The sequence below is a fragment of the Streptomyces thermolilacinus SPC6 genome (genome assembly GCF_000478605.2).
Lineage (GTDB): Bacteria > Actinomycetota > Actinomycetes > Streptomycetales > Streptomycetaceae > Streptomyces > Streptomyces thermolilacinus.
Window position 1 is genome coordinate 1 of the sequence record NZ_ASHX02000005.1, and the last position, 13010, is coordinate 13010.

The 13010-nt window shown below is 69.8% G+C and carries 10 protein-coding genes; 2 read left to right on the plus strand and 8 right to left on the minus strand.

Annotated features, from left to right (window positions below; genetic code table 11):
• Both J116_RS27995 and J116_RS28000 read right to left on the minus strand, forming a co-directional pair.
• Positions 1-272, minus strand: a 272-nt coding sequence (locus J116_RS27995) for a three component ABC system middle component (protein WP_023591438.1), incomplete at its 3' end; no start/stop codon positions are given.
• Positions 265-1197 carry an ABC-three component system protein gene (locus tag J116_RS28000; RefSeq protein WP_235617476.1) on the minus strand — a complete coding sequence of 311 codons (933 nt, stop codon included), beginning with the start codon at positions 1195-1197 and terminating at the stop codon, positions 265-267. The genes J116_RS28000 and J116_RS27995, both read right to left, overlap by 8 nt.
• 63 nt (positions 1198-1260) lie before the next feature.
• Between J116_RS28000 and J116_RS31155 the strand changes: the two genes are divergently transcribed.
• A complete protein-coding gene (locus J116_RS31155; protein ID WP_235617477.1) occupies positions 1261-1419 on the plus strand; it encodes a hypothetical protein in 159 nt (52 codons plus the stop codon).
• 26 nt (positions 1420-1445) lie between these two features.
• Here the strand turns inward: J116_RS31155 and J116_RS28005 are convergent, their stop codons facing one another.
• From J116_RS28005 to J116_RS28030, 6 genes are all read right to left on the minus strand, one after another.
• A complete protein-coding gene (locus J116_RS28005; protein WP_235617478.1) occupies positions 1446-4481 on the minus strand; it encodes a helicase associated domain-containing protein in 3036 nt (1011 codons plus the stop codon).
• A 357-nt stretch (positions 4482-4838) separates the two neighbouring features.
• Positions 4839-5864 (minus strand): TniB family NTP-binding protein, encoded by a 1026-nt coding sequence (locus J116_RS28010; RefSeq protein ID WP_023591440.1) that lies wholly within the window; start codon positions 5862-5864, stop codon positions 4839-4841.
• Positions 5858-8116, minus strand: coding sequence for a DDE-type integrase/transposase/recombinase (locus J116_RS28015; protein WP_023591441.1), 2259 nt, complete (start codon positions 8114-8116; stop codon positions 5858-5860). Before J116_RS28015 ends, J116_RS28010 begins: the two co-directional genes overlap by 7 nt.
• The gene (locus J116_RS28020; RefSeq protein WP_023591442.1) at positions 8113-8883 is read right to left on the minus strand and encodes a TnsA-like heteromeric transposase endonuclease subunit; all 771 of its coding nucleotides are present in this window, start codon (positions 8881-8883) and stop codon (positions 8113-8115) included. Before J116_RS28020 ends, J116_RS28015 begins: the two co-directional genes overlap by 4 nt.
• Positions 8884-9068: 185 nt before the next feature.
• Entirely contained in the window at positions 9069-11738 is a 2670-nt protein-coding gene (locus tag J116_RS28025) for a DEAD/DEAH box helicase (RefSeq protein WP_023591443.1), read from the minus strand.
• A gap of 103 nt (positions 11739-11841) precedes the next feature.
• Positions 11842-12333 carry a hypothetical protein gene (locus tag J116_RS28030; RefSeq protein ID WP_051204074.1) on the minus strand — a complete coding sequence of 164 codons (492 nt, stop codon included), beginning with the start codon at positions 12331-12333 and terminating at the stop codon, positions 11842-11844.
• A 301-nt stretch (positions 12334-12634) separates the two neighbouring features.
• Here J116_RS28030 and J116_RS28035 point away from each other — a divergent pair, with 301 nt between their 5' ends.
• The gene (locus J116_RS28035) at positions 12635-12853 is read left to right on the plus strand and encodes a hypothetical protein (protein WP_023591444.1); all 219 of its coding nucleotides are present in this window, start codon (positions 12635-12637) and stop codon (positions 12851-12853) included.
• The last annotated feature ends 157 nt before the right edge of the window (positions 12854-13010 follow it).

A 13010-nucleotide genomic window follows, 5' to 3' on the forward strand; every position in this document is an offset into this window, starting at 1 on the left:
GTCAGTGAGGTGCTGCGCGCGGCAAGGCCTGCGACGAGTGCCGGGTGGTCCGCCACCCAGTTCGTCAGATGGGTGCGCGTCGAGGTGGGCAGCGCTCGCCGCGTGGGCCGGTGCAGGACGAGCGGGGCCACGACGAAGGCCATCGGCCACGGCATCAGCCTGCCGGAGGCTTCCCGCTCGTAGTCGCGTGCCGCGGTGGCGGCGACGGCGGCGACGAGGGCAGGGTTGAGGAAGGCGGCGCTGGCTTGCGGGCGCTGGCTCCAGCTAGGCACGGGCGGCCCTGATCAGGTTCTTCACCCGTGCCTCGAAGTCGGGGTGCCATCCGACCCGTCCGCGGTCGGCCAGTTCATGGTGCTTGCCCCGGGAGAAGAACGCCTCGTCGTACGCCTCACGGATTCGGTACCGGGTCTGGTCCAGGGTTTTGCGCAGCAGCGCCTTGCCGGCCTGCTCCTGCTCCCGGTCGGTGGCATCTTCACCCAGGTCGTCGAGCATCCAGTCGAACTCCCGCTGCCACTCGTCGGCGAGGTTGCCTTCGAACCGTTCCAGCTCGTCGAGGTCCACCAGGTCGTCTTCGAGCCAGGCCACGGTCTGGGTGTAGGCGCGGTAGTAGTCCACCATCGCCTTGTTCAACTGGCGGCTGGCGCCCACCCAGCGCAACTGGTGGACGAAGCAGGCATCGGCCAGCTCCGTCTCGGCCTCCCGCGGGAAGTCCTCACGGTCCACCAGCGTGGGCAGTCTGTCCGAGGTGTAGTCGTCGCGGATGCGGCTGATGCGCTGCATCAGCCGGGTCACGGAGACGCTGGTGTGCCGCTTCTGCAGCATGTCCACCGTCTGCTCGTACCACCACGCCCACAGCTGCCGCATGAAGGAGTCGGCGTGCCCGTCGGGAAGCGCGGCCCTGAGCTTCACCCGTACCTGCGCGTCAAGGTCGTCGATGGACGGCGAACCGTCGATGACCCTCATCCGCTGAACAAAGACGGCACGCTGCGCCGGCTGAAGGGCCAGGAAAGCTGCCCGTGCGTCCTTCGTGTCCTTGGCCTTGGACTCCTGCGCGGCGGCGATGAGTAGGTCAAGGGCCTGTGCGGGGGCTGGATTGGGTGCCTTGAGCGCGGCCATAGCCGTACCCGGCCGGGCCTCCTGTGTAGTGACCAGGGTCAGCATGGGGCCGTACTCGTCGCCAGGAGCGTGGGTGTCCATCCAGGACTGGATAGTCCGCCACACGTCGTCGTCCTTGTCGCCGAGCGACCGCACACTGCGGATGTGGTGTTTGACCTGCAGGAGTTCAACGGGCCGACCGTCTTCTTCCCACGCAACGTCGTCGTGGAGCTCCAGGCTGATCGCCCCGTCCGGGTGATCCTCTTGTCCTCGCAGCAGCTCAAGGAGGGCGAGCTGCGCCTGGAAGATGTAGCCCAGGGCTGACGCAGATGCCTCATGCGCGGAGGACGTCATGGCCACAGTCTCCCGATTCTGATGTTGCCAGTCCAGAACGTCACAGTAATCGAACACAAGTGTGACAGCAGTGATGTGGTCGGTTCTACCCGGGGTGAATTCCGATGGTGTTGAGGAGGTGTTGTTGCTGGGGGTGCAGGCGTGTTGCGGTGTTGGGTGTGGATCCATGTGGTGATGCGTGGCGGGTAGGGCTGGCCGGTGCGGTGGCATGTGTGGGCTTGGTGGTAGGTGCGGTGCCAGTGGTAGGGCCAGGGTGGGTTCCACCAGGGGTCGATGGTGTCGAGGGCGTGCAGGGTTGTGGGGGAGAAGCGGCGTTGGCCGGCTTTGCGGCGTTGTTGGATCAGCCATGTCCCGAGAGGAAAGCCCTCATGGTGCGTGCTTTTGGGGACGCAGAGGTTGCCGGTCTCCTTGGCCCAGGCGCGGGCGTGGGCCAGGCCGGGGCTTGGCGGGTAGGGGCGGGTCGCTTTGCGGCGCTGTGTGCTGGTGCGGTTTTCCGGGGTGATGCCGATGCGTGTGAGGAGCGTGTGCTGTTGCGGGTGTAGTCGGCGCCAGGCGGCGCGTTGAGCGGATGCCCAGGAATGGGTGGTGGAGCTGATGGGTGTGGTGCGGGCGTGGTGGTAGGCGCGCTGCCAGCGCATGGGCCAGGGTGGGTTCCACCAGGGGTCGATCATGGTCAGTGCGCGGTGAACGGCGTATGGGGTGTTCGCGTTATGGGCCAGAAGACGTTGTCGGGCGAGCCAGGATCCCAGGGGGAAGCCGTCGTGGACGGCGCAGTACGGCGTTGCCAGACTGCCGTGCGCGGCTGTGTAGCTGCGGGCGTGCTCGAGTGCGGTCTCGGCATACGGGGTGACGGGCCGGGTGCGGGTGCTCTCCTCGGTGAAGCCGATGTCGGCCAGGAGGCGCTGCTGGCCGGGATGCAGGTCGGCGTAGTGCCTGATCTGCCAGCGTAGCCAGGCCCGCTCGTCTGGGGCGAAGCTGCGGAACTCGTGCATGGCGTCTGGCTGGTGGCCGGCCTGGACCTGATGGTGGATGTGCTGCCAGGCGCGTTGCCACGCCAGGCTCCAGGGCGGACACCACCACGGATCGACCGCGGTCAGCGCCTTCGCCGCGGCGCACTGAGGCGCGCCCGTGTCGGCATCTGTTCGGGCGTGCTGGCGTTGCCGGCGCAGCCACCGCCCCAGCTCGAACCCGTCGTGGACGGTGCTGATCGCGGCGGCGAGAGTGCCGTGTGTGGAGTGATAGGAACGTGCGTAGCCGAGTCCGACGGCGAAGTCGGCTTCGCGTTCGGCGGGCCGTGCGGCCGCGCCGCGGGCCCGGACCGCGCTCAGCCCGATCCGGGTGAGCAGGTCCTGCTGGTCGGGCTGGAGTGTGTCGTACTGGGCGCACTGGTTGGTCAGCCACCTGGCGAGTGCGCGGCTGGTGCCGGGGAATCCGGCCGCGGCGTCCAGGACGTGACCGTCTGCGATGTGGGTGTGTGCCTGGTGCCAGGAGCGCTGCCACTTCAGGGCCCAGGGCGGGTTCCACCAGGGGTCGATTGCCGACAGTGCTAGTGCTCGGGGTGAGGGAGCGCCATGACGCAGCTGGTAGGCCCGGTCTTTGCTGCGCTGGTTGGCCAGCCACTGCCCTAGCTTGGATCCGTCCTGGACGGTGTCGGCGGTCGCGGTCACCAGCGTGCCGTGGGTGCGGGCAAAGGCGCGTGCACCTGCGAGGGTGCGTTCGAAGTGGGTGGCCATGTGCTTGCGGCGAGGCTGGGCCGCCCGTACGGCCTCGGGAGTGAGGCCGATGTCAGACAGCAGACGCTGCTGCGCGGGGTGCAGGTCGGCATAGCCGGTGCACTGCATGTGCAGCCATTCACCCAGACCGAAGTTGGTGGTGGGGAAGCCGCGCTCGGGCCGCAGGCCGCCCCGTGCGCGGGCATGGTCGCGGGCTTCGTAGTAGGTGCGTTGCCACATCACCGTCCAAGGCGGCCGCCACCACGGGTCCAGCGCCTCGAGTTCCGTGACGTGTTCGGGCGGTACCGCGGGGGATTTCCGGTGGTTCGACAGCCACCGGCCCAGCGCGAAGCCGTTGAACCGCTCGCCGATCGGAGCCGCGAGGTGGCCGTGAAGGGCAGCGTAGGCGCGGGCGTGGGCCAGACCGGTATAAAATGCCTGTTCGGGGGTGAGCCGCAGGCCGCGGCCCCGCGACGGGCTGCCTCCCACCGCCTCCGGCTTACTGCCGTTGCGGTAGGCCTGCAGTTCCCGGGTGATGGGCCGGGGCCGGTGTGCCATGTGCAGCGTCCACAAACGATCGGCGGCGTCTGCTCCATCAGGGGACCGCACGCAGTTGTGCACCCATACCAGCAGGGGCCCGGCTGAGGTCGAAGCGATCTTCTCGGGCAGCCAGTCCCGGTTGGTGATCTGGGCCAGCTCGCTGACCAGAGCGGGTGTGTCCGCAAGGGTGTGCGGCAGGTGGCCGCGGCTCTCGGCGAGCAGTCGCCGCCTGAAGCCTTCGTCAACGAGAGTAGAGGCGAGGGCAACCGTCTCCGGGTAGGTGACCGCGTCCCTGGCCAGCAGTCGCCACCAGCCGGGATCGGTGCCTGGGGGCGCGAGCTGCAGTGCCCGGCGCGGCCACTGCTCGTCCTCAGGCCATTGCTGTGCCCACCAGGAGACGGCCACGGCATGTGCGACCTCGAACGCACGAACGCCGTCCGGCCGGTGGCGCAGCAGACTCAGGTGTCGCCGGTGTGCCGTGATCATCTCCGGCAGCCCCGTTAGGTCGATCTGCTCGGTGCCGGCCGGTGAGCCGCCGATCCAGTGGGTGCCGAGCATCCAGCGTCGGTGGCGCGGGCAGACCCGGGTGTGCGGCTGTAAGTACAGCCGTGCGGGTTTGGCCCGTCCGGTGCGTGCGGCTGTGCACAGCCAGCAGCCTTCCCCCGCAGCCGGGACCACGGAGCCGAAGCGGAACCGCCCGGCCGTGCCCGCCCCGTCCGGCGAAAGAGGTTCCTGGGCGGTCCAGGCAGGCAGGGCACGCTGAAGGATCTCCTCGGGCACGCGGCTGAACATGCAGACACGGGCGCGGGCTTCGGCGTTGAGGTAGACCTCGCCGTCCGGGCGGTAGCCCTTGAACAGACCTCCGCCGACCTGCAGCAGCGCGGGGACGAGGTCTCTGACGCCGAGCCGGTAGCGGTCGGCCAGCCGGTCCAGGTACGAAAGGTTCGTCTCGCCCTGCAGCGGCGCGAGCCGTGCTGGCCCCGGTCGTGCCGCAGCCTACGCGGCGGCTGCGGCTGTGGTGGAAGAAAGTCGTGCATCAGGGAGTAGAGGTCGTTTCCTGGCGGGCACGGATGTGCTGGCATCCGAGCCGTGGCCGAACGGTGGATCGGTGCGGTCGGTTGAGGCAGACGCCGCCGGTCAGGGCTGGCGTTGCGTGGGCATCCGGTAGCGCCTGGGTGCTCGGGCCCGTTGTTCGGCGGCGGTGTCGAGCTCGATCTGCTCGAGCAGCTTCTTGGTGATCTTTTCGGTGCCGTCCAGCAGGGATACCAGGGCGGCTTCGCGGATGAGGTGGGAGAGGCTGCCCATGCGTCCGCCAGTGCGGGCGTGCAGGTAGGCGGCGTGTGTGACCAGCGTGCCGGGCCGGTGCTGGCGCAGCCGCAGCGCGCTGTCCATGCCGTTCACCAGGGCATTCCAGACCTGCTTGTCCGCGCTGCCGTAGCGCAGCGGCTGGTTGCGCACGATCTTGAAGCGGCCGGCGAGCTGGGAGCCGCGCACGCCGGTCAGCAGTGGCGAGGCTTCGACGTCGATGCCGGAGTAGACGAACGTCGCCGGGATCCGTTCGCCGAGGTACTTCAGCTGGTCGGAGGTCTCGGCGCCGGCCCGGCTGCGGGTGTCCATCAGGTGCACGTCGTCGACCAGGACCAGCTGGGTGCCCATCTCGCAGAGCAGCTCGCACACGGCGTTGGTGATCTGGATCTGGTTCATCCGCTCCAGCGTCGGCAGGCCCAGGAAGCGGGCGAACTCGCTGATGAGCATTTTTGGGGTGGAGGACGGCGGCACGGTGATGAACAGGACCGGCAGCCGCCCGTCCCGGTTCGGGTGGCGGCGCCGGTCGGCGAGTTCGACGGTGCGCCCGAGCTGCTGCATCGCGGTGGTCTTCCCGGTGGTCGCCGGCCCGGAGATGATCAGGCCGCGCCGAGCTCCGCCCTGCTGGCCGCGGTTGAGCAGCAGCAGACGGCGGACCGCGGTGGAGATGGTGTCCATGGCGGGGGTCTTCAGCACCACGAACCGTGCGTGGTAGTCCTCCCGCTGCTCCAGCGTCCACTCCTGGTCGCCGGCGTTCCGTGCCGGGGCGTGGGGTGTGTCGACGAACTGCTGCCACCCGTCCCACGTGGTCAGCGGGCTGAAAGCGCTCGTGGTGGCGGGCTGGGCCGCTGTCACCATGCCTGGGCCTCCTGGTACGGGTCGTAGATGAGCATGCCGCCCGCCCCGGCGGCGTTCAGCGTCTGCCCTGCGGCCTGGTCCCGGTCCGTTCCGGCCGTCGACTCGGACGCTTCGGCCTCATCCGCGTGTTTTGCCGCGGCGTCCTGGCCGTCGGCGAGGGCGGCGAGAAGGTAGTCCTCGCCGTCCGGGTCGTCCTCGATGTCGTCCAGGCTGTCGTCGGTGTCCCAGCGGTCGCCGTCTTCAAGCGGGACGGTGAAGGAGCCAGGCAGCCCGAACGAGGCCCCCGGCGCCAGAGGCGCAGGGCACTGCTGCGGGGCGGTGGCAGGGGACGGGTCGGTCATCTGCGCGGCCGCCTGGGCCCGGGCGGCTACCGTCCGCTCTCGTCTGCTGCCCAGTCCCTGGCTGGCACGGCGCAGCAGCGCATCCAGCGCCTGGGCGATCGCCGCCTCGTGTTCTTCGCGGCCCTCGCGGCGTTCCACGGTGCGGCGGACGTAGTCGAAGGTGAACGCGGTGAAGGGGCGCCGTACCGCCTCCGCGTGGACCCACGGCACCTCCAACCATCCCTCGGACAGGCGCACCCACACCCGGTTCGGATCGTAGGGGTTGTGGTGGACCTCCCACCGTCCGTTCTTGTCCTCCTGCGGTGAGCGGCGGCGCCGGTAGGGGTTGAGGCCGGGGTGGTCGTAGGTGCGGTAGCCGAAGCGGACGCCGTAGTCGTTGATCGCCAGCCACCGCAAGGGCAGCAGCTCAACGTAGTCGTCGGCGGACAACGGCACGGGCACGTGCCCGGTCACCGCCACCAAAGCTGCCCACATCTCGTTCGGTGAGATAGCGACCTGCGGCATCATCGGGTGCCGCAGCGCCTCGTGCCGGCGCTCCTGCCACCCGCAGATGACCCACTCGTCCAGCAGTTCCTGAAGCTGCGCCAGGCTCCAGCAGGCATCCTGCTCCGCGGCCGCGCCCCGCTGGGAGACGTCCGAGCCGGTGTGGCCCGGCAGGTACTGGCTGAACCCGTCGGCGATGGCGCGAAAGGTTCGTTCCACGTTCCCCTTCGCCGGGCCGTTCGCCGGCGGCACCGGCTGCACCGACACCCCCAGGCTCTCGCACGCCGAGACGAACGACGCCGACACATACACCCGGCCCTGGTCCACGATCACCGTCTCCGGCATGATCACCGGCCGTGCAGCCGCCTGCTCCAGCCGAGCGTCCAACGCGATCAGCCGCTCATACGGGATGACGGATCGCTGCATGGATAGCGCCTCGTCCCAGCCCGGCCGCATCGCCGTCGGCACCACCATCTGCGCCAGCAGCATCGCCGCGTCCACCGACGTCGTGCCCACCGGACGCACCACCGCCGCGCAGATGCTGCGCGTCGCCACGTCCAGCGCGATACACAGTTCAAGACGGCCGGTCACACCGTCGTCCAGCACCGCCAGGACATCCAGCGGCGTGCTGTCCAGCATCACCAGCTCGCCCGGCCGCAGTGCCACCGTCGGCGTGAACGGAGGTGCCGGCCGCGACGCATGCCACCGCCGCTGCGCCGCTGTCCCCAGCAGCCCCTGTCCGTCGGCCACCGCGTGCACCAGCCGGTTGAACGTCGACGCCGGCGGCAGGGCCACCGCCCCGGCGCCGCACTCCTCCTCCAGCAGCCACCCCACCCGGCGGCGCAGCCGCACCAGCGTGCCCGTCGACCGCTCCCGCTGTCCCTCCAGCACCTTCCTGACTGCCGCGACCACCCGCTCATCGGCCCGCCCCAGGGCCGACCGCTCCCGCACCGCCCGGCCGTCCACCAGCCCCCACAAGCCCTCGCTGCGGTAGCGCGCCCGCATCCGGCGCACCGTCGCCGCACTCGCCGCCCAGCCCGCCGCCGTCAACTCCTCGGCCTTCGCCCGCTCCCGCTGCGCCAGGCTCCGCGTCGCCGGATCGAACTGCTCACGCGGGACGCCCTGCCCGACCGAGTCCGGGAAGCCGGTCTCCACCTCCCGCACATGCCGCTGCCACGCCAGAGCCCGCTCCCGCACCTCCACCGGCAGCGCCTCCAGCAGGAGCAGGCCGAACGGCAGCACCCTCCCCGGCACTGGTCCGCCTTCCACCTCGAAGGACGGATGGGCGAACAGGTAGGGCAGCAGTACGACCGCCGAGGCGCCCTCGTCGGTCACCAGCGTGGCCCGGGCGCCTTCCAGCACGGCGAGCCTCCATACCCGTCCGTCGTAGCGAAGGCGCGCCCCGACCTCGACAACCGCCTGCGTCACGCCGCTTCGGCCTCCTGCCGTGCGACCGAGACGACGGCACGCTCGTGCAGCGGTTCGTCCAGCCGTACCCGCAGCACGCCGCTCCACAGTGCGTGAAAGACCGCGGCCCATACGGCGATCGGGTCACCCAGCTCACACACCGCCTCCACCGCCGGCCGCGGACTGGCGAACGCCTCCACCAGAGCCGGCGTCCACGGCCCTGCGGCGTACCGGGGATGCCGGTAACCGGCTAGCCACCGCACATTGGCCACCAGCACCGGATCCGGCGGCCCCGCGAGCCGGTAGGACCAGCCCACCGCCTTGGCGGCAGCCGCCACAACACGTGCCCGCGCCGCCAGCCGGGCAGAGGGTCCGCTGCGTCCGACGCAGTCGAGCAACAGGCCGCTGCCGTCCTGGAGCCTGGCCATCAGCTGCGGCGCATGACCGACGACCCTGTTCTCCTCACGCCACACCAGCTCCACCGGCCGGCAGGCCAGCGCCACCACCGCCGGTTCCCGGTCCAGCAGCATCAGCTCGGTCCGCATGACACCGGACCCGTACGCCACCAGCCGCCCGGTCGTCGACGACCACCACCAGCCCGGAGCCACACGCCGCCCGGGCCGGACGGGGAAAGGCCGTACCGCAGAAAAGTCCTCAAAGGGGACGTCCTGCGCCGCCTCAAGCCACGAAACCCGATGTGCCTTTCCCAGAAGATCGCGAAAGCACGCGTCGACCCTGCCGGTAACCGCAGGTGCGGCGGACACCTTGAGATCGCCCGCCGAATCCACATCAACAACTCCGCCAGGTTCCATACCCGAAGCCAAGTGCATGAGCGGAAGCGCAGATGTTCCGATCCTCGCCGCTCACCCGAACGGATGAGAACTCTTCACCGCAGGTGGCCACGCCGCCTGACGTGGCTGTGCAAGTACGGGTGTACGCGGTAGATGCGCCTTTCGTACGCATTTGGTACGCCTCATGCCCACTCCATGCCGAGCTGTCGTAGTGCGTCGAGCTGGTCGGCGTCCAGCCGGCCCCTCCTCGATTTGGTGTTCGATACCCATACGCCGAGTTTCACGGTCACCGGCTCCTCCTGGCCATCGACCGTGATCTCCTCGCTGTGGCCGCGTGGTACGGGCCGGTGGGCGCCTTCACGCTCGACCCACTGTGTGAGGGCTGCAAGGCCCCGCTGGAATGCCATCTGGGCTTTGCTCGGCCCCCTCGCTGCGCCAGCGGCTTCCGGGGCGGGAGGCGGCGCCTGGTTGCGCTGTACGCCCAGCTTCGACAGCCGCTGCTGCTGCTCTTGGGAGAGCTCCGTCCAGCTGCGGCGTTGTCGCTGGAGCCATTTGCCCAGATCGTCGCCCTCGAACAGGACGCCGGGTGCGATGTCCGGCAGGAGGCCGTCGGGTTCGTCGGCGGCGAGGTGGGCGAGGACGCGGTAGTGGCGCTGCCAGTTCAGTGGCCAGGGGCAGTTCCAGTCCGGGTCGATCGCGGCCAGCTGCGCCGCGCGCTCCTCCGCCCGCTCCGGGTCCTTTCCGAGGCCGCCTTTCCTGCGGAGGTTGGCCATGTGCTGCCCGATCGGCACGGGGCCGCCGCCGGCCGGGTCGTCCCACACGGCGTCCTGCCGCGGTGCGAGGTGCCCGGTCGCCCGCCGGTAGGACCTGAGCGCGGCGAGCTTGTTCTCCCACGCCTCCTCGCCCGGCTCCCACACCATCCCGGCCCCCGGCGCGTCCAGCAGCGTCTTGCGCCGCTCCTCCAGTTCCCCGGTCCGCAGCGCCTTCCGCTGCTGATGCACCCACCGCCCAAGCGGAAACGCCTTCGTCGCCCCGACCTCGACCTCGACGTCATACGGAACGGCATAGAGACCGGTGATCTCGTTCTCCCTGCGCCACCGCAGCAGGGCTTGATAGCCCTCGAGCCAGACCAGGGACTCGGGCCGGTAGACCCGGGTGCGCAGGAAGGCCGCGATGGTCGCCGGGGCGCGCGGGCTGGAGAAGTGGAGCAGGGCGGCTTCGGCAGCTGCGCCGGTGCCACCCTCCTGGTGCTCCCCGTCCTTTTCGCCGCCGGCGCCGACGATCCGTCCCTCTTCGTCCCGCCGGACGTGAATCTTACGCTTGCCGCTCGTCAGCGCCCGCGAGGCCAGTTGCTCGACGAGTCGTTCATCGTGCGAGCGCAGGCCCTGGAGGACGGCCACGAGCGGCTTGAAGCTGGCGGAGGCGACCATGTCGGTCGGGTCTTCGTTCGGCTCCAGAAACACCGGCACGATGATCCTGGCCACCTTGGTGCTGCCGTCCTTGTTGAGCCTCAGCGCCCGGCCGATGTTCTGGACGATTTCCACCTGGGAGCCGCGGGTGTCGGCGAAGCAGACCGCCTCGACGCCTCGCTCGCCGACGATGTCGACGCCCTCACCGAGCACGCGACAGCTCGCGAGGAACGCTCGGTGCACCCGCCGGCCCGCGGCGTCGATGCCGTTGGCGAACTGGCGCAGGACCTCGCGCCGCTCGGCGACGAGGTGGTCACCGCACAGCCACGCCGACCACACCCGGTCCGGCGGGACGTGACGGCCAGCCTCGAGTTCGTAGAACTCCGCGTCGATGGAGGACTTCGGGAGCTTGTCGGCGGCGGCCAGGTCGTCGTCGGTGGCGTCGTTGACGTACAGCTCGGCTGCGGTCTCCGGCAGCTTCTTTGCGAACGCGGCGGCTTCCTCGACCTTCTGGTGGAACGTCATGACCGTACGTAGGTTGTGTGCGGCGGCGTGCTCCAGGAGCGCGGTCTGCAACAGGGCCAGGCGCCGGCCGCGCCGCGCCTCCTCCGACTCCCCGAGGACCGGGGAGGGGTCGCGGATCTCCAGGACGTCGATCTCGAACCCGGCGAGGATCTCGCGCTCGATCGCCTCGCTCAGACCGAGCTCCGCGATCCACGCGCCGTAGGTCCCGTTCGGGTCGTCGGCCATGGTTGCGAGCTCCGCCTCCTGGCCGCCGGAGCCCTTCTGCGGCCGGGGAGCGGCGAGGATCCGCGGGGTCGCGGTCAGGTAGAGCCGGAAGTCGGCGGGGATCCGCTGATTGTCATGGATCGCGGCCCACGGACGACCAAGATCACCGGCGGTTCCGTGGGCCTCGTCCACGATCGCGAGGTCGAAGCCGTCCATGCGCTGGCCGTAGAGCCGCTCCCCACCTGCCAGAGCGGCCTCCAGCGGCCCGCGAACCTTCCGCCGGCCCGTCGGGTCCTCCGGGTCCTCGCGGTCCACCAGCGAGGCGTATGTGGCGAACACGACCACCGGTCCGGACCCGGCCCACAGGGCGAGCTGGATGGGGTTGGTGGTGGTGCGCACCCCCAGCGAGTTCAGCACGGAGTCGTTCTCCAGCGAGCACACCGCGAACATCGGGGCCCGGTGACCCACCGCCCGCCACGCCTGGGCGGTCTGCACGAGCAGATCCAGGGTCGGGACGGTCACGAGGATCCGGCCGTCCGCGAACGATTCCAAGGCGCACGCGGCGGCCATGATCGTCTTGCCCGAGCCGGTCGCTGACACGATCGTGGCACGGGCACCCTGCGGGGGCACAGATGATCTTGCAGGAAATCCAACCCACCTGCGAAACGCGGCGCGCTGATCTACCTGGTGTTCCTTGAGCGGAATCGCTGACATTTCCTTGCTTCCCCTAAGCTTGAATTCCCGTGGTATTTCAGATGGCCGCGTGCGGAATGCAGGCCGCACCGAGGTCGTTTCAGATCGACGCATCCGCCTTGTGCTAGCCGCCCGGCTTCCCGTCCTTGAAGGGCGGCTTGTCGTCCAGGTCGTAGTGCCCGGCATCGAGCGTGCAGACCACGACGTCCCCGTCCGCGTTCCGCGTCCGCGCGGTGCACAGACCGCCGGCCTCGCCCAGCGCCTCCAGCACCCGGCGCCGCGCCGTGGTGTGCGGGTGGGTGCCCGGCAGCACGGTCTTCCGGACGTACGTCTCCAGGCGCTCCAGGTCGGCCCGTTCACGCTGCCTCACGTCCGTGATATGTACGGCCAGTTCAGCGGCCCCGGCTGACCGGCCGCCGCGCCGGGACCAGTCCCGGTCCGCGATGTCCACCAGGGCCTCGTTCACGGTCCTGACGCCCTCGTCCCAGCCGTCCGCGAACAGCGAGCCCCGAGAGGCCGGCGCCATGCCGTCCAGCTCCACCACCTGGCACTGCGCCCCGGCGACCGCCCCGGCCTCCAGCACGGCCACCAGGTCGTCAGCCTCGCTCGCGGGCATGCCCTGCGCCTCCAGGAGTGCGAACAATCGGAGCCAGGCACTGACGCCCGCCGCCTGATACTGGCCAACCCATCGGATGGAACCGCTACTCAGCGCGGGATCAGGTCCGATAGATTCGTGGTGACCGGTCGTCTACGGCCGTACCTCTCGAAATTCTGGGAAGGTTAACGGGGGACTTTGGGATGTCCCATGCTTTCGCCAACAGTACATCCTGCATCAGTCTGATGCAGGATGTAGACTGAACCCGATGCATATGAGTCACGCGCCCCGCACCGCCAGCGGTCGACCAGAAGGAATGCTCGTGGAACCCACACCCCAAGAACTCCTGGCCGATCTCTACGGGCACGATCAGGACGCCCACTTCGACACCACGCAGCTCAGGGAAGACCTGGCACACCAGATACCCCCGGCCCAGCTCGACAAGTTCATCGCCGCTGTCGAGGAGATGGGGGATCTGACAGTCGCCCTTGAAACAGCCACGTCACTTCTCAACGACAGCTGCCAGAACCCCGGCCGGTAGCCAGCCCGGCCCGCGCCAGCGGGCCCAGGCGGTTCTGGAGGCGCAGCCGGAAGGACCGTCAGGCGGGGGAGCGCAGCGGACCCGCCGGCCAGGCTAGAGCGAAGCGAAAGCCTGGTAGCGGGACAGAGTCCCGCCTCGGTCCGGGAGCGCAGCGAAC